Source organism: Arthrobacter sp. sptzw32, from assembly GCF_059089735.1.
The window spans coordinates 89111-106423 of record NZ_JBNHEZ010000004.1; the positions used below are offsets into that span (position 1 = coordinate 89111).

A 17313-nucleotide genomic window follows, 5' to 3' on the forward strand; every position below is an offset into this window, starting at 1 on the left:
TGGGACCGGCGTCAGTATGCCGGTCTGTCCGCCGCCACCCCTGGGGTGGGGTAACGGCGGCCGCGACCCGGGAGCCTCACCGCCGGAGGGCATGCGGGGCTCGCGTTTCCGAGGGCTTCCAGCGGAGCACTTGGGATACCGAAAATGCCAGAGGCCTTCGACCGCCGAACTTGAACCCGTAAACCAGAATATTTGGCGCAGCCGAAGGAGATGCATGCACGCACGGCGCCGTCCCTTTGGATGCAGACGGTGCGGAACCGGTTCTGGTGCTCCATTCAAAAGAGGCCAGGACGCCGGCGGGGCGGCATGGCGGCTTGCGCCCAGCGCGGCTGACATCCTGCCCGTGCTCTTTCGCTGCCTGCAGGACGCCCGGCATGAGACGAACGGGTTGCATTGTAGACGGGATGCTCTTAAACATCCTGTTGGTCCGGGAGGTACTCTGGCCCACCCCATCCGAAGTGTCAGGTTGGACTATATGAGTTTCTTGAGTGCGTGTCAGAAAAGCGGCAATTACGCTTCAGTCTGACAACTTGTCGGCTGCCACCTGACGTCAGGTTGGGGTGTGGCCGAACCTGAACAAGCTCCTGGCCCATGTGCTAGTCCTTTATGAGGTCGTAGGTCACAAGCTTTCAAAGGGAGCATGAATTTGTCGTTGAGCTGTAGCGACCACTTAGCCCGTTTTGCTAACTCAGCGGCCCTCCAGAGGGGGTTCGCTTTGGGCGCTTGCGTGCCTTACGGACCCGGTTGTCGTCCTGCGGATGACCGGATGGGGGTGTTCTGATGATGGTGGCAGGTTGCCGGTTTCCTTCTATGCATCCATTGCCAGTCAATCTCGCCACTGCCAGACGCGACCGATAGCCGACAGGTCAGGTCCTGCTGGCCGTTCAGTCTTCGTCCGCGTTGCGCGTGTGTCGCGGAAGGAATGCCGCGGTCACGAGGGCGACGACTGCGATAACAGTGCCGACTGTGAATGCAGCGCGTGCACCATTTGCGATGGAGGTAGCGTCGGTGCCGTCGGCGTTCGAGCTGAGAACCGCGATGAGTACTGCCAAACCGGCCGCGCCGCCGAGCTGCTGGATAGTGTTGAGCGCGGCGCTGCCGTGCGGAGCGAGAGCACTAGGAAGCGATCCCAGCGACATGGTGAAGAGAGCGACCCAGGCGAACGCTTGGCCGGCGCAGACGAACATGTAGGTTGCCAGGACCACCCACATCGAGGTGTTCTCGGTGAAGGCCGTCATGAACCACCAGCCGGCACTGACAACGATGGCTCCCGGGATAGCAAGCCCCCGGGCTCCGATGCGGTCGTAGTAGCGGCCGACGAGGAGGGACACGATCCCAATCGTCGCGCCGCCGGGCACCATGAGCAGCCCGGTCTCCAATGAACCGAGTCCGAGGGATTCCTGCAGGATGAGGGGGAGCAGGGTGGCGAGACTGAAGGCGCCCATCACCAGGAACGAAAAGACGATAACGGGTCGTGCGAACCCGGCATGCATGAAGATCCGCATGTCCAGAACGGCCGCGTCACGGCGCTGCAATCGGAGCTGACGCAACACGAATGCTGCGATTCCCGCCACGCCCAGCGGGATCGCGATCCAGAACGCTGTTGAGAAGTGACCGCCGCTGGATTCGCCGGCACTCGCTAGTCCGTACACCAACGCGCCGAATCCGATCGCGGAGAGCACCAGCGACAACGTGTCGAATCCGATTCGCCGCGGCGTAGTGAGGTTCGGCATCTTGATTGCCCCGATGAGGAGGCCGAGGACCGACAGAGGCAAGATGATGATGAACAGCCACCGCCAGGTCAGCTGCGACATCACGAGGCCGGAGAAGGCGGGACCGAGGGCGGGTGCGACGGCAGACACCGCCGTGACTAACGCCATCATCTGTCCACGACGAGACGGCGCAACGAGACCCATCGACGTCGTCATCAGCAGCGGGACCAACACCGCCGTACCGAGGGCCTGCACAATCCGGCCGGTGAGCAGCAGCGCGAAGCCGGGGGCAACTGCCGCGATTAGGGTGCCGAGGGTGAACAGACCGACGCTGACAATGAAGATTGTCCGGAGCTGGAACCGCTGCATGATGTACCCGGTGGTCGGGATGATCACCGCGAGGGTGAGGGCGTAGCCGGTGGTGAGCCACTGCCCGGTCGTAGCCGTGATGTTCAGGTCGTCCATGATCTGTGGCAGCGCCACCCCGACCACCATCTCGGACAGGAACGCCACGAACGCCGAGAAGACCAGGACGGAGATCGTCAGGACCTCTCCCGGAGACAATCGTTTCGTTGGTGCCGAGTTGGTCGTGTTCGGGCCGGTAACCGCTCCCTGGGGATCGGCGATGATGCCGGCCGGCCCTGTTGCAGGGGCGAGATGCGTGTCACTACTCATAAGCTGTTGACTCCAAGGTGCTCGTAGGATTCATCGGTTCGGGTCGGAATCCACAGGATTACCGACTGGACAAAGCACCGCTCCATCGGAGAGCTTGTCGGTATTTCAGTCTCCACATTCACACTAATGTGAAGGTCAAATCGGCTCAGCGCCAACCTTTCGTTGGGTCGTCGTCTTGGCGGGAAATCTCCGGTGCCTGGTGTGCGGCGGGGCGTAACCAGCGGAGAGAAGTTCGGTCGGCCAGTCATCCTGTTTTAGGCGAGCGTTTGGGGTTTGACTGCCACCAGGATCAGGCCGCCGAGCACGGAGGCGAGGCCGCCGAGGACCAGGGCGGTCTGTACGCCGGCACCGTCGACGAGGAGCCCACCGATGAACGCGCCGAGGGCAATCGCGACCTGGAACACACCGGTTTGGAGTCCGCCGATACTTTCCAGGCGGCTCGGTTCGGCTCGCGCAAGCCAGGTCGAGATAACCGTGGGCAGAGCACCGAAACCGGCCCCCCAGAGCGCGGCTGCGACGAAGAGCAGCACGGTGCTGCTGCCCATGTACACGAAGGCGATCATCGCGAGACCAAGGACGAGCGGGAAGATCAGAGTCGCGATGCGCAGCGTGCGGTCGGCGAGAGGTCCGGCGATCAGATTGCCGCCCACAATGCCCAGGCCGTACACCAGGAGCAGGACAGCGAGCTGCTCGGGATCGAGTCCGCCGACCTCGGTCGCTGCAGGACGGATGTAGGTGAAGCCGGCGAAGTGACCGGCGCCCATCAGGGCCATGGTGAACAGGCAGAGCAGGACCATGCGGGAGCGCAGTGTCTGTACCAGGGGCCGGAATCCGCTTGAGGGACCGGTCACCATCGAAGGCAGGGCGAAGAATTGGATGACCATGGCGATGATGCCGACGCCCGCGGCCAGAGCGAACACTGCACGCCAACCCCAGATCTCACCGAGCAGCGTGCCGAGCGGGACGGCGGCGACGGTAGCCAGGGTCACGCCCACGTTCACGATCGTCAAACCCAGACCGAGCTTTGATGCAGGCACCAGGCGCGCTGTGATGGAGATCGCCAGCGCCCAAAACCCGCCGATCGCGATGCCGAGCAGGACGCGGGCGGCCAGAAGGATCGGGTAGGTCGGCGCGATCGCCACCAGCACATCGGATACGACTGCAAGCGCCGAAAGAATGATCATCAGGTGCCGGCGGTCCATACGCGAGAGCACGACAGGGATGGTGATGCCGGAAATGGCTGCGACGATGGCTGTGATGGCGACGGACTGACCGGCCACGCCCTCTGTCACTCCCAGATCCGCGGCAACCCTGGAAAGAAGACTTGCCGGCAGGAATTCGGCCATCACGAGGGCGAATACACCCACGCTCAGCGAGGCCACCCCCGCCCACGAGGGTTTCTGCGTCGGGCCTGCACTGTCGGACCGTGATCCGTTACCGCCGGTCTCTTGTGTTGCTGTTGCTTCGTGAGAAGTCATTCGGGATTCATCCTGGCTTGCGTGTGAGCGCGCATCAGTAGGTGCGCGTTGGTACGTGGGGGGGAGTTGTGGGGACGTAGCGTCAGCTGTAGCAGGCACGGTTGATGGCGACGAGGAACTTGCCGTCCGGTTTACCGCCGGCATTGATGTACCCGCCGATGGCGTCCATGGCCAGATCCCGGCGCTGGGGGACGCGCTCCTTCTGGGCGGCTGCCAGGAAGGCTGGCATCTCCTCGCGTCTACGATCCGTGCAGTAGACGGGGGCGCCGGGCTGCTGGCGCCAGGACTCGGCGAGGACTCCGGCGTCGACAGCATCGAAGCCGGTCTGTTCGACCAGTGACATCGCGAGCTTCCGGTGGTCGTCACGGTCGGCTGCCACCGGGATTGCCACCCGGCCTGCCGTGCCGGCCTCAACGGCCTTCGCGTCGAACGACTGGGATGTGATGGCATTCCAGGCTTTGGTCACGGGGCGGCCGAACAGCTCGGACAACCAGATGCTTTCGGGTTGCCCCTCAACGAAGGCGGGGACGATGCCGTCGCGGGCCGGGTAGTAGTTGGACGTGTCGATGACGGCGGCGGCCTCGGGTGCGCGCCGGACGTGGGCGGCGATGTCCTCGTTGCGGTTCATCGGGACCGAGACGATGAGGACGTCGACGTCAGTGGCCGCTTCGGAAGCTGTGACGGCTCGCGCGCCAGTCCTCAGGGCCGAGGCCGAGATGGTCTCGGGCCCGCGGGAATTCGCGACCATTACGTCGTGCCCATGGCGGCTGAGGCGCCGGGCGATGGTCGAGCCGATCGAGCCCGCGCCGATGATACCGATCTTCATGTGTCTCCCTAGTGCAATGTCTGTCCTCTCATCATCAACATTGCCACTAGTGTGAAGGTCAAATCGGAGGTGTCATATACCGGACGAGGACGAAGGTAAGCGACCCACCGATACAACGACCTACACACGCATCAGGCAGGGTCGAGCTCGCGGAGGGCCCGGTATTGGCCTTGGAAGTACACCAGGGGATCAGGGTGTTCTTTAGGAGATGTTCCTAGTTCGATAACGCGTCCGAGCACGATGAGATGGTCGCCGGCGTCGTGCTCGGCCCAGATTGTGCAGTCGAGCCAGGCCAGGCTTTCATCCAGGACCGGGTTGCCCTGTGTTGTGGGGCTCCATCGGATGTTGGCCCATTTGTCCGTGCCTCGTCGGGCGAACTGGTTGGATACTGCTTCCTGGTCGCGCGAGAGGATGTTGACCGTGAAGGTTCCGGCGTCGCGGATCCTCGGGTAGGTGGTGGAGGTTTTCATGACGCTGAAGGACACGACCGGCGGGTCGACGGAGACACTGTAGAACGACTGGCAGGTGAACCCGATCGGCCCCTGGTCATCGTGACCGGTGATGATCGTGATGCCCGACGCGTAACGTCCCACGGTGCCACGGAAGAGACCCTGGTCAATGATGTGGCTCTGATTGTGGCTGGGGTTGTCGGTGGTTGTCGTCATTCGGCGTTATCCGCGAGTCGAGTGTCCAGGCCGTACTGGGCGGGGGCGCCGAGGTGATCACGGAGGGTGGTGCCTTCGTAGTCGTCGTGGAAGAGACCGCGCTCCTGCAGCAGGGGAACAACCTGGTCGACGAAGGTGTCGATACCGTCCTCGTAGACGTCGATGGACACCCAGAAGCCGTCGCAGGCGCCTGCCTCGAACCATTCCTGCATGTGGTCCGCGGTGACGGATGCCGGACCGACGGGGGTGGGGTGGTAGTCGATGACCCCGTGGGCGAGGATATCGCGGAGGGTCCATCCTTCGCGGGCGACCTCCAGTGCCCGTGGGGAGCGGGGATCGAAAGGGCTGGGTCGGGCTGCTGCCAGCTGGGCGGGCCTGAGTGGCTCGTCGATCTGGCTCGCATCGAGAGTCAGTCCCAGCATGGAGCCGAGATAGGGGACGAGGGCGGGGGCGGCTTGGTCGCCGAGGGCTACGCGGCGGTCCAGTGCCGCGCGTTTGGTGGCGGCGATGGCTGGCATCACTCCGGCGATGAATTTCACCTCGTCAGGGTTGCGTCCGGCCCTGCGCGCTGCATCCCGGACGGCTTCGCGCTGGGCGCGCGCGTCCTCGATGGTGAATACTGCGCCGATGACGGCGCTGGCGTACCGACCGGCGATCTCGAGGCCGTTCGCGCCTCCGCCGGCTGAGAAGACCACAGGTTGGCCCTGCTCCGACGGCGGTATGGGCAGCGGACCGCGAGACGCGACATATTTGCCCTGCAGGTTGATGGCCTCGATCTTCTCCGGATCGATGAACCGGGCGTTCGTCGTGTCCCTGATCCAGGCATCCTGCTGCCAGCTACCCCAGAGAGCTTGTGTGATCTGGATGGTCTCGTGCGCCCGCTGGTAACGCTGCGGCCGGGGCGCGATCTCCTGCCCGAAGTTCGCGGCGGACGCAGGGTCGCTGGTCGTCACAGCGTTCCACCCGGCCCGGCCATGACTCATCACATCCAGGGCCTTGAACTGGCGAGCGAGGTTGTAGGGCTCGTTGAAGGTCGTCGAGCCGGTCGCTACCAGACCGATGCGCTCGGTCGCGCGGGCTATGGCTGCCAGGGTCAGCATGGGTTCCAGGGTGAGCATCGGCGCCTCCTGCACGCCATCTGCTTTATAGGCCAGGAAGTCAGGCAGGAACAGGAACGCGAACTTGCCCCGTTCGGCGGCCTGGGCGTAGCGCACCTGCGCGTCGAAGTCGGCGTAATTGGCCGGGTCCACGCCCGCGGCGCGCCAGGCCGACCCGTGGGCGCCGTACCCATTACCGAGCTGCAGGCCGAGGATTAGTTTTGAAGAGGAGGAGGAGGTCATCTACCCATCGTGCAACCTTCTCACTAGTGGGAAGGTCAAATCGTGCGCCCGCTGCTACGCCGGCTGGCGTTCGGTGACGATGCTGCTCTTGCTGCCGGCGGCGGCCTCCAGGGCCTGGACGTAGCGGGTGATGGCATCCCGGTTCTGCGAAAGGACGTCGATCTTGTGCGTCATCCGGTCCCGCTCCTGCCGCAGAATTTCCAGGAGTTCCGGGTCAGCGTCGTCGACGACGACGGTCTGCGGCTGGTTCAGGCACGGCAGGATGTTGCCGATGATCCTGGTCGGGATACCCGAGTCGATGAGCCCGCGGATTTTCGCCACGCGGTCAACAAGGTATTCGTCATACTCCCGGTAACCGTTGTCGAGGCGGCGCGGTGTCACCAGGCCCTGCTCCTCGTAGTAACGGAGCATCCGAGCCGGCACTCCGGACCTTTGTTCCAATTCACCTATACGCATGCCCGCTCCTTCGATCGTGACCGGATCTGCACCAACCTTCACACTAGTGGAAGGCTAACAGGGTGAGCTACCCGGATCGGAGTCGGAAGCAGTATCTGCGTCCAGCGATGAGCCTTTACAGCTAACCGCGTATTCGAGTGATTCCAGCGGTGGTACCGAGTTGTCCGCGGACCCGCTGGTAGATTTCGCCGAACGTCGTCTGGTGACCGGCGTCGGTAAGTTCGGCCCATCTATCCGTCGAAGGCGGCGCGGACTGCTATCCCAGCGAATTCGGTCACGAGGCGTGCTTCCTCGGGCTCACCTCGCCCTCAAAAGCGTTTCCGTCAACCCGGCGAGGCTCGGACAAGCTGCGCTCGGCGACCCTGTTCCGTCCACAGTTGGGGGCAATTCGGGTTATCCACAGCTGGATATTGGGAGCCCCTGGATTAGCTCCCAGAGCAGCAGTAGCGGTGGATAACCCATCAGAATCGTCCCTGACTGTGGGCGGCGTCGGACCTTAAAGCCTCGCAGTGGACCACTTTACGTTCCTATTTCTGGGGCCCGAGCCTATGCTCTTGTGCGAGGTTGGGGTGTGCTTCATCTTGGAGTCGGCCACGGCCGGGAAGGGGAAAGCCCTCGACCGGAGCGGGTCGAGGGCTTTCCTCATGTGCAGTGTTGCGGAGGAGATGTAGGTCTACGGCTTGGAATTCTTCGTCTGGGTCCCGCCGCGTGGAGCATCGAAGAGCAGGTGCTCTCCTTCCAGCACTTCGGGGTCTGCCGGTGCGACGGTGGCACGCGGGCCCTTGCTGCCGGTCTCGGGGAGCGTGAAGTAGACGATGAGGGAGAGGGTGACAATGGCGATCATGTAGTACGCAACGAACATGGGCTGTCCGGCGCCGACGAATGCAGCGGCGATAAGTGGTGCGGTGCCACCGAAGACGGCGATGACGATCTGGTGCGCGAAACCGATGCCTGCTACCCGGACTGAGGCCGGAAAGAGCTCTGCCTGGATTGTCGGGTAAACGGCCTGCCAAATACCGAGAACTACCCACCCGGATGCCGAAACCAGAACGTATACCCAGAAGCCTGGCTGGTTCAGCAGCAGGAGCAGTGGGTAGAAGAGTACGATCATGCCGATGGCGCCGATGATGGGGAAGATCTTGCGGCGGCCGAGGCGGTCCGAAAGGTATCCACAGACCGGCACGATGACCACGAGCAAGGCCAGCCCGATAACGCTCCCGGCCAGGGTGGAGGACAGGTCCCGGCCCGTGGTCAGCTTGGCGTAGGTGGGGAGGAACGTGGCCCAGGTGTAGTAGGCCACGGCCGGGGCAGAGAGTGCCGCTGCCTGGAGCAGGGCCTTCGGGTGTTCGCGGAGCAGGTCCTTCAGGCGCGCCCAGGCGGACTTTTGATCGACGAGGGCAGCTGCCTCAAACTCAGGGGTCTCATCCGAGCGGGCCCGCAGGATGAGACCGGCGACGCCGAGGACGCCGCCCACAACGAAGGGGATGCGCCACCCCCAGGCTGCGAGTTCGGCGGGAGCAAAGGATGATGTCACGATTGCGGCCGAACCGGTCGCGGCGAGGGTCGCGAGGCCGCTTGCCATGTTGGAGAACGAGCCGAACAGGCCTCTCCGGTTCGCGGGAGCGTGTTCGACCATGAACGCGATGGCGCTCTGCTGCTCGGTGCCGGCCGAGATTCCCTGGAGGATGCGTGCAACCAGAAAGAGAACAGGTGCTGCGTAGCCGATCGTCGCGAATGAAGGGGTGAGGCCGATGATCAGAGAGCCGAGCGCCATCCCGGAGATGGACAGCGTCAGGATGAGCCGGCGGCCGTAGCGGTCGGCCAGCGGCGAAATGATAATTCCGCTGAGCGGGCGTACAACGAAACCGACCGCGTAGGTGAGCAGCGCTGCGACAAGGGACGCGAACGGGTTCTCGCTTGGGAATATCTGTCCCGCGAACACCGCTGCCAGCAACCCGTAGATGTACCAGTCGTACCACTCCACAAAGTGGCCGATCGTGCCTGCCACCATGTTGACGGAGCGCCGGGGCGGCTCCGGCACTTCCGGAAATTCAGAAGGGCCCGAGCTGTCGAGCGCATCTTTTGAGGTCTTCATTGAACTCTCCATACTTTCACGTTTGCTGAGGAGGGGTTAGGGATTGAACCAGAGGCAATCAGTCCTCCGGCTTTTCACCGGAGCCAATAAGATCGATTGCTGAGATCGGTTGCAGAGATCGGTTGCAACAAACACTACGGGCGACAAACAAGGCTTGTCAACGTTTTTTGTGAGCCACGTCGCAGCTTCTGGCTTTGCCGTCTCTAAGGGAGGGCACACGCTTTGTCCTCGGGAGGCAGACGCGCGGCCTCGGCCGGATTAGGAGTGGTGTGGCCCGTTCATGCTGCGGGCTGCAAGAGCGGCTGGCGTAGAACTGGCCGAACCGGGCCGGTCTGCTGGTTCAGCCATCACCCCTCCGCCGGAAGGGGTGTCTCGTTGTTGTAGTCCACGAACCGGGCTCCCGACCACGCGCATTCCAAGCTCCCGTAGACGGACCAGTATTCCTCCCAGTGGGAAAGTTTCCACTGGTCCCGTTCCAGGCCGCGGCGGGCAATCCGGTCCCGCAGAAGGTCCTGGGGGACCCTCACCCGCACTACCGTGGTCACAGACGGTGGCCAGTTGAACTTTTCTGCCGCACGCGTCAGGAAGTCCGGTTCGTCGAAGTAGGCTCCGAAAGGGGCATCGAGCACGACGGACCGGTCCAGGCGCAGGTTGGCCCCGGCCACGTCCATGAGTGTTTCGTACTCGAGGGGCAGGAGGTTGTCGCGATAGTAGTCGTTGGACTCCCGGTCGGTGGGGTCGTGTCCGGTCGCCTTCAGCGCGAACTCGACGAAGCGTCCGCATACCCGGTCCTTGTCCAGGTATGCCGCGTTATGTTCTTTTGCTGTTTTTTGCGCGACCGTCGTTTTCCCTGAGCCGGCCGGGCCAATAACAATATAGACGCTGGGGACTGTCATCGGCGGGCCTCTGCCACTGCTGACAGGAACTCCTCGGCGGCTTTGGTGACGCGGGTAAAGTCGCCATCGGGCTGCCATGCTTTGGTCACGTAGCTGCCGACGCCGACACCTGCCACGCCCGCCGCGAACCATTCGCCTACGTTCTCTACGGTTACCCCGCCTGCCGGCATGATAGGCAGATGGGCAAGCGGGGCGAGCACGGACTTGGCATAGGGGATGCCGCCAGCCTCGGTGGGGAAGAGCTTGAGGATGTCAGCGCCCGCCTCGGCGGAGTTAACAAGCTCAGTCGGCGTGTAGGCCCCGCTGATGGTGGGTATCTGGTACCGGTTTGCTGTCCGGATCATTGCCGGGTTCAGCTGGGGACTGACGAGGAACTCAGCCCCGGCGCGGATGCACTCGTAGGCCGAGTGCTCGTCCAGCACCGTTCCAGCTCCGATCGCTACGCCATTCGAGCTATGCCTAACCGAAAGCCGGCGGATTACATCGACGGCTCCAGGGATCGAGAGCGTGATTTCAAGGGCACGGAAGCCTCCGGCGATGGCAGCTTCGGCAACACGTTCTGCGACCTCAGCGTTCTCGAGGCGGACGATGAGGACGGCGCCTGATGCGTCGATGGTCTGCAGGGTGCGAAGTTTCTTGTACATGGCTGGCCTTTCTCGGGGCCCAGGCGGGACGATGCTCCTTGTTACCTGGGCCACTGTTGAAGTGTCGTTGACAAACTCTCCCACCATCCATACTGTTATTGCAACCGATCTCAGCAATCGATCTCATACTTAGCAAAGGGGCTGGCAGATGAGTGGTCCACGCACGATCATTCTTGGTGCTTCCCATTGGCACGTTCCGCTGTACGTCCAAGCGATTGCCGAAGTGCATCAGGTTGTCGGTGTCAGTGACGAGGACGTGTCCCTCGTCCGGGGGCTTGCCGATGGCTGGGGAGCTCCGGTGGAAGCTGACTGGCGGAAGCTGGTTGACCTTCCCGATATTGGGCTGGCCTACGTTTTTGGCCCCCATTATGGGATGGCCGAGAAGTGTCATGCCCTGATCGAGCGTGGGATTCCGTTTGTGGTGGAAAAGCCGCTGGGAACGTCCCTTGCCGAACTTACTGCGGTGCGCAAAGCCGCCGATGCAGCCGGTGTGCCCGCTACCGTCCCGCTGATCCAGCGGGGCGGTCCCGCCGATCGGTGGCTCGCCAAGGCTGGCAGGCCAACGTATCAGCGAATCTCTTTTATTGCCGGACCGCCCTCCCGCTATGTCGATAACGGCAATGCGTGGATGCTGGATCCGGCCAAGGCGGGCGGAGGGTGCCTGGCGAACCTGGGTCCACACTTCGTGGACCTGTTCCTGCAGGGCTGTGACGAGACCTCGGTTCGTGTGCAGGCCCGGCTTTCGTCAACGTTGCACGGGGGAGATGTGGAGGACCACGCCAGTCTCATCCTCACTACGCCCGAGGGACGGGAAGCCATCGTGGAGGTTGGCTACGCATTCCCGGGTTCGCCGTTGAAGCGTTACTGCAGTTATACGTCTGTTGGTGAGGCAGGATACGCCTCGGTTAACTCTGATGGTTCTGCTACTTTCACCGCAGCCGATGGGACCACGGAGAGCGCCAGGATCGACGTGGACAGCGACCCTCTCTACGATCCGTTCGTGCGGCGGGTCGCCCAGACGCTGGAAGATGGATTCCAGGGCTTGCCTACACTGGCCCAGATCGAAGACGTCATGCGCCCCATTTGGCAGGCCTATGACGACCAGCACGGAGGAAGAGAACATGCCTGATCTGAGTATCGACGTCGTTGCGAAGGCCGCCGGTGTCCACCGGTCCACGGTCTCCCGGGCATTCTCCCGCCCGGAAGCGGTGAAAATTGAAACCCGCGAGCACATCCTCCGGGTCGCTGAGGGGCTGGGCTACACAATGAGTCCACTCGCCCAGGCGCTTCGCCGAAAGACCAGCACCTTCATCCCGCTGATCGTCCCTGACATCACCAACCCGTTCTTTGCAGAACTTGCCAAGACGATGACGCAGGCGGCGGACGAGCGCGGCTACCAGCTGCTGCTCTGCGTCACCAATGGTGACCCTGCCAAGACCGACGGGTACTTCACCGCCATGCAGGCCATGTATGCCCCCTTCGGTATCGTCGCCCCCTCCACGAAGGTCGATACCGAGGCGCTGAAACGCTTCGCTTTTGGCCACAAGGTGGTGGTGATCGACCGGGTTGAAGGCGACGATGCGGTCCCAACTGTCACCGTCGACAGCCGCCGCGGAATCATGCTCGCGCTGGACCACCTGCATTCTCTGGGGCACACGTCGATCGGCTACGTTTCCGGCATCGCCGGAACGCACACCGCCCAGGACCGGATGGACGCGTATCTGGAGCTGTCCGCTGAGAGCGGCAGCGCACCTGTGGTGCTGGACAGCGGGTCAGATCTGGATGCCGGCACGCGCGGGGCCGAACATTTCCTCGAGATGGAGAATCCGCCGACCGCCATCATCGCGGCAAATGACATGGTGGCATTTGCGGTAATCTCGGCCCTCGGCCGAAGCGGCGTGCGCGTACCGGAGGACGTGTCGGTCATCGGTTTCGACGGTCTGGCTTTGGGGGCCCGGTTCAACCCTCCCCTCACGACCATCCGGCAACCCATCGCCGACATGGGACACATCGCCATAGAACTGGCCGAGAAGCAGAACATCGACGGCTCCGTGGACCACATCGTCCTCGAACCTGAACTTCTGGTCCGTGCCTCCACCTCGGGACCACGCAAATGACCGCGGAGACTAACGGCGCCCCGGCAGGAACACTGCGGCGGCTGCCGGGGCTCCAGCACACGGACCACGTCGGCCTCACCGTCCCCCACCTCGAGGAGGGTATCCGGTTCTTCGTCGACGTGCTCGGGGCCGAGGAACTGTACCGCTCAGAGCGGGGTCCCGACGAAGAATTCATGCCCACAAACTTCGAAGTCCCGGCAGATGCGAAACTCACGCTGGCCATGCTGCGCCTGCCCCCGAACCTCAATATTGAACTCTTCGAGTGGAGCAGCGCTGAGCGGCGCGAAACCCCGCCACGGCATTGCGATGCCGGCGGACACCACCTGTGCTTCGTCGTGGACGACGTCGACGAAGCGGTCGCCGTGCTCCAGGAAACACCTGGGGTGCGGGTGCTCGGTGAGCGCAAAGAAGTCGCAGGCGACAGCCCGCGCGTAGCCGGCAACCGCTGGACCTACTTCCTTACCCCCTGGGGCCTGCTGATGGAGATCGTCGACCGGTCCCGCGTCCCCTCCCCACCCCGGCTGGTCGGTCCTGCGGACTGGACAGCGGCTCCAAACACTTCCAGAAAGGACGACCAATAATGCGGCTTGCAGGTCACACACTCGGAACCCCGGACCACACGGTTCCCCAGGCACTAGCGCTCTTCAAAGCTGCCGGCCTCGACGCCGCTGAAGTCATCTACCAGGACGACTACCTGTCAGGGTTGCCTCTGGGAGACCGGCACGCCGCGATGGAGGCACTAAAGGCTGCCGACAGCGAAGGCATCCCGATCGTAGGCCTTACGCCCTACACCACAGCCATCAACGCACTCGATGACGCAGAGTGGCGCGGCGCGGTCGATGAATTCCGCGGCGCCATTGAAACCGCGCACGTGGTCGGGGCCGACCGGGTCCGCGTCTACGCCGGATCCTGGCATGCCGGAGACTCCGACCATGCCCGGCGGTGGGCAAAGCTCGTGGACGCGCTGCAAACCCTTGCACCCGAAGCTGAACAGGCAGGCGTACGGCTGTGCGTTGAGAACCACTTCGGCACAATGACCCAGTCCGCGGCCGAAACTGCAGCCCTGGTCCGCGAAGTCGCCCACCCGGCCATCCGCGTTCTGTACGATCAGGCGAACCTGACTTTCACCCACGACGAAAAGTTTGAACAGGCCCTCGCTGTCCAAGGCGACCTGATCGGCCACGTGCACGTGAAGGACCTTGTCTTCACCGATCCCAACGCAGCGTTCCGCGCAACCGAAACGGCCCGGGTTAACGCTTCCGAGCGGGCCGTACGGTCCCGCGTCGTGGGAAGCGGCGTCGTTCCCTGGCCCCAAATTCTCGCCGGGCTGGTGCAGCACGGCTACGACGACGTGCTCAGCATCGAACTTGAATACCGCTGGCACCGGCAAGACCTTCCCAAGCCCGAGGACGGATTTAGGGAATCAGCCGACGTCCTGCGCGCCATGCTCTCTGATCCCGCTCAGGTAAGGAATGCTCGATGAACACCAACCGCCTCCGCGTCGGCGTCATCGGCGCAGGAAACATCGCTACCATTGCCCAATTGCCCACACTCGTACAGCGCGATGACGTTGAGCTGGCCGCCCTGGTGTCCCGCCGTGAGGATCCGGGCAGCCTGGTCCGACGCTGGGGCTTCGGCTCCGCCTACAAGTCGGTCGAGGACATGCTGGGTGCGCAGGACCTGGACGCAGTCTTCGTCCTCACACCCCGCTCCGAGCATGCCCACGCGGTCCAACTGTGCCTGAGCCGCGACGTCGACGTCTTCTGCGAAAAGCCCCTGGCCCCGGCCACTGAGGAGGCAGAACGCCTCGCGGACTTGGCCGATGAACGCGGCCGCATCCTGATGGTCGACTTCAATCGCCGCTATGCCCCCGTCTACACCGCCGGCCGTGAGCTGTTTGGCGACAAAGGCGCTACCTTCTGCGTCGCGCAAAAGAACCGCCCGGGATCGGAATACCGCGCAACGTTCGAGAACGCCATCCATATGGTCGACCTGCTCCGCTGGTACTGCGGCGGCGAGCCCGTGGACGTGGCCGCACACGCAGCCGGTGATGACCCCTGGGAAGAAGACGGCGTCGCAGCCATGATCCGCTTCAGCACAGGCAACACCGGAGTGCTCATGGCAGCCCGGACAGCAGGTGCCTGGAGTGAAAAACTCGACGCCTACGGCGCCGGCAAGACCGTGGAAGTCAGGGCACCGGAAACGGTCTCGACCACTGTCCAGGGAGTCACCACCTCACGGGAGCTCAGCGCCGAGGCCTACGGCTGGGCCACAGCGACCGATACGCTCGGCTTCTCAGCAGCAGTCCACCACTTCCTGGACCGGGTCGCCGACAGGGCCCAGCCAGTGACCTCCGGCCGCGACGCCGTTCACACCCAGCGGCTGCTTGACCGGATCCTCGCCGCCTCCGGACTGCCGACAGAAGAACAAGAAGGCCGGCAATGGGCAAGCCACGCCACCAGCGGCAACAGCTAATCAGCACGGGCACGCGCCACTCTGGACCGGGGATGGCAGAGAACCCGGGCTTCACCAGTGCAGCAGCAGGTCAGGACACGGAGCGACACCACTGAAGCAGCCGCGCCCGGAGCCATGGCACACCCTTTGGGAAACACCTCAAGTAAGGACCTAGAAAGATGAAACGAGCAGACCGAGTCGTTCTGGTGACCGGATCAAGCGGCGGAATCGGCGATGCCGTCGTCAGCGCACCCACAGCCGAAGGGGCCCTCGTCATAGGTGCCGACCGTGGCCCGAAGGAGGGCCAGGAACTGGCCGGCTTCTTGTCATCGAAGTCGTCCAGGTCCGCGTGGCTCCCGATATCTTGCAGGACAGGCTGCGCAAGCGAGGCCTCGAGCGCGACCCTGTCAAGCTCGCACAGTGGGACGAGTACTGGGCTGAGCACGGCGACCAACTCTGCTCCTGGACAGATGTTCCAGTGACGGAGCTGGGTGCACCGCGCAAACGGGCGAACCCGATGATCAGCGGAACGACGACGCTCATCGCGCACCTGGGATATCCCACCCACACGTTCAAGTCGTCTCTGATCTGCAACCCATGGTTTGAAACGCACGCGATCGATGCAGTCGTCGTCCCCATGGGGATCAAACCGGAGGACTACCCCGACTTCTTCCGCTCCGTCTTCACGCTAACCAACATCCGAGGTGCGCTTGTCACCATGCCGCACAAGGTGGTCACCATGAACCTCGTTGACGAGGTCAGCCCAACTGCCCAGATCGCCGGTGCCACCAATGCCGTCCTCAGGCGAGATGACGGATCACTGCTGGCCGAGCAGTTCGACGGAGCAGGCTTCGTCCGCGGCGCCCTGCGCAAAGGATTCGACCCTCACGGCAAGCGGGCCCTGGTCGTCGGCAACGGCGGCGTGGGCTCGCCGATCGCCGCCTCACTGGCCGGCCTCGGACTTGCCGGCATCGGCTTGTTCGACCCCGATACAGGTGCCTCCGACGCGCTCGCCCAGCGCATCAGCGCGCACTACCCTGACGTGCAGATCGCCATGGGGTCAAAAGATCCGGAGGGCTACGACCTGATCGTCAACGCCACCCCGCTCGGCATGAGGGACGGTGACCCCATGCCTGTCGACATCGACCGGATCACGCCCGGCTCGTATGTCGGGGACGTCGTGCTGAAGGCCGGAATGACCCCATTCCTGCAGGCCGCCAAGCAGAAGGGATGCACAGTTCAGGTGGGCAGCGACATGCTGTTCGAGATGATCCCCGCTTACCTCGAGTTCTTCGGATTCGGCACTGCGACAGCCGAAGAACTGCGCACAACAGCGCAACTGCCCTTATGAAGAAAGGCCTCCGTGACGATGAGGTGGTTGTGAGTCGACCCAAGGCATCCCTCAACCGATAAAGATCCTTTGCGGCAAGACCGCTCGAAGCCGGCCTCGGGTGGCCACCCCGATAGTGGTGGCTTACTCGGTTCGGGCGGTCGTCCTGATTTGCATTGCTCGGAGAGGGCACGCGCCGCTCTCACGCGCTGGTATCAGAATAGAGCGAAATTCCGCTTCCCTGACAGTGGCTCCATGATGTTCTCAGAATCCACCCTGACAGTCGCCGGAAGTTCGAAAACACGGAAAGCCCATGGAGTTGCACATCTTATGAAGTCCATTTCGGGCAGTGGGCGGCCATGTCACCTGATGTAACTGGTCGGACGTCGGAGAACAACCCAGAGCTCCACCCCACAGGCCGAGTCCTCCCACGTCAGGCCGCTCCGACGTCAGGTTTGGGTGTGGCCCAACCGGTCAATCAACCGCTTTGAGCCTTTTCATCCAGACCTGATGGCCCCGGTATGCAAAGGGGCCCGGGGATGGCTAAGACTTGAGCAGGCCCCGGGTCCAGCATCCAGGGCGAGAGTAGTTCGAAATCGAATATGCACCTGTATCAGTAACCGAG

15 protein-coding genes are annotated in these 17313 nt (G+C 63.3%); 6 read left to right on the forward strand and 9 right to left on the reverse strand.

All coding sequences use genetic code 11. The features are described from left to right. Nucleotides 1–884: 884 nt before the first annotated feature. The 9 genes from AC5RVN_RS09350 to AC5RVN_RS09390 all read right to left on the reverse strand — a co-directional run bounded on the left by AC5RVN_RS09350 (nucleotide 885) and on the right by AC5RVN_RS09390 (nucleotide 10787). On the reverse strand, nucleotides 885–2387 hold the full coding sequence (locus AC5RVN_RS09350) for a DHA2 family efflux MFS transporter permease subunit (protein ID WP_494104950.1): 1503 nt from the start codon (nucleotides 2385–2387) through the stop codon (nucleotides 885–887). A 254-nt stretch (nucleotides 2388–2641) separates the two neighbouring features. Next, nucleotides 2642–3865 (reverse strand): MFS transporter, encoded by a 1224-nt coding sequence (locus tag AC5RVN_RS09355; RefSeq protein ID WP_494104951.1) that lies wholly within the window; start codon nucleotides 3863–3865, stop codon nucleotides 2642–2644. 82 nt (nucleotides 3866–3947) lie between these two features. Further along, the gene (locus tag AC5RVN_RS09360; RefSeq protein ID WP_494105142.1) at nucleotides 3948–4709 is read right to left on the reverse strand and encodes an NADPH-dependent F420 reductase; all 762 of its coding nucleotides are present in this window, start codon (nucleotides 4707–4709) and stop codon (nucleotides 3948–3950) included. Between the two features lie 113 nt (nucleotides 4710–4822). Continuing rightward, nucleotides 4823–5356: a flavin reductase family protein gene (locus AC5RVN_RS09365; RefSeq protein WP_494042485.1), complete on the reverse strand. Its 534-nt coding sequence runs from the start codon at nucleotides 5354–5356 to the stop codon at nucleotides 4823–4825. Beyond that, nucleotides 5353–6696 carry an NtaA/DmoA family FMN-dependent monooxygenase gene (locus tag AC5RVN_RS09370; RefSeq protein ID WP_494137751.1) on the reverse strand — a complete coding sequence of 448 codons (1344 nt, stop codon included), beginning with the start codon at nucleotides 6694–6696 and terminating at the stop codon, nucleotides 5353–5355. Before AC5RVN_RS09370 ends, AC5RVN_RS09365 begins: the two co-directional genes overlap by 4 nt. A 54-nt stretch (nucleotides 6697–6750) precedes the next feature. After that, on the reverse strand, nucleotides 6751–7152 hold the full coding sequence (locus tag AC5RVN_RS09375) for a MerR family transcriptional regulator (RefSeq protein ID WP_104137551.1): 402 nt from the start codon (nucleotides 7150–7152) through the stop codon (nucleotides 6751–6753). 673 nt (nucleotides 7153–7825) lie between these two features. Further along, nucleotides 7826–9247, reverse strand: coding sequence for an MFS transporter (locus AC5RVN_RS09380; protein ID WP_494042487.1), 1422 nt, complete (start codon nucleotides 9245–9247; stop codon nucleotides 7826–7828). Nucleotides 9248–9594: 347 nt separating this feature from the next. After that, a complete protein-coding gene (locus tag AC5RVN_RS09385) occupies nucleotides 9595–10143 on the reverse strand; it encodes a P-loop nucleotide/nucleoside kinase family protein (protein ID WP_494042488.1) in 549 nt (182 codons plus the stop codon). Next, nucleotides 10140–10787, reverse strand: a complete 648-nt coding sequence (locus AC5RVN_RS09390) for a bifunctional 4-hydroxy-2-oxoglutarate aldolase/2-dehydro-3-deoxy-phosphogluconate aldolase (RefSeq protein WP_493947874.1) — start codon at nucleotides 10785–10787, stop codon at nucleotides 10140–10142. The genes AC5RVN_RS09385 and AC5RVN_RS09390 overlap by 4 nt, the downstream gene beginning before the upstream one ends. 148 nt (nucleotides 10788–10935) lie before the next feature. Between AC5RVN_RS09390 and AC5RVN_RS09395 the strand changes: the two genes are divergently transcribed. The 6 genes from AC5RVN_RS09395 to AC5RVN_RS09420 all read left to right on the forward strand — a co-directional run bounded on the left by AC5RVN_RS09395 (nucleotide 10936) and on the right by AC5RVN_RS09420 (nucleotide 16709). Next, nucleotides 10936–11916 carry a Gfo/Idh/MocA family protein gene (locus AC5RVN_RS09395; RefSeq protein ID WP_494042490.1) on the forward strand — a complete coding sequence of 327 codons (981 nt, stop codon included), beginning with the start codon at nucleotides 10936–10938 and terminating at the stop codon, nucleotides 11914–11916. Continuing rightward, entirely contained in the window at nucleotides 11909–12904 is a 996-nt protein-coding gene (locus AC5RVN_RS09400) for a LacI family DNA-binding transcriptional regulator (RefSeq protein ID WP_494042491.1), read from the forward strand. Before AC5RVN_RS09395 ends, AC5RVN_RS09400 begins: the two co-directional genes overlap by 8 nt. Beyond that, complete coding sequence (locus AC5RVN_RS09405; protein ID WP_494042492.1) at nucleotides 12901–13485, forward strand: VOC family protein; 585 nt, start codon at nucleotides 12901–12903, stop codon at nucleotides 13483–13485. Before AC5RVN_RS09400 ends, AC5RVN_RS09405 begins: the two co-directional genes overlap by 4 nt. Continuing rightward, the gene (locus AC5RVN_RS09410) at nucleotides 13485–14387 is read left to right on the forward strand and encodes a sugar phosphate isomerase/epimerase family protein (RefSeq protein ID WP_494042493.1); all 903 of its coding nucleotides are present in this window, start codon (nucleotides 13485–13487) and stop codon (nucleotides 14385–14387) included. Before AC5RVN_RS09405 ends, AC5RVN_RS09410 begins: the two co-directional genes overlap by 1 nt. After that, nucleotides 14384–15379 (forward strand): Gfo/Idh/MocA family protein, encoded by a 996-nt coding sequence (locus tag AC5RVN_RS09415; protein WP_494104957.1) that lies wholly within the window; start codon nucleotides 14384–14386, stop codon nucleotides 15377–15379. The genes AC5RVN_RS09410 and AC5RVN_RS09415 overlap by 4 nt, the downstream gene beginning before the upstream one ends. A 328-nt stretch (nucleotides 15380–15707) precedes the next feature. Next, complete coding sequence (locus AC5RVN_RS09420; protein ID WP_493974045.1) at nucleotides 15708–16709, forward strand: shikimate dehydrogenase family protein; 1002 nt, start codon at nucleotides 15708–15710, stop codon at nucleotides 16707–16709. Nucleotides 16710–17313 lie beyond the last annotated feature (604 nt).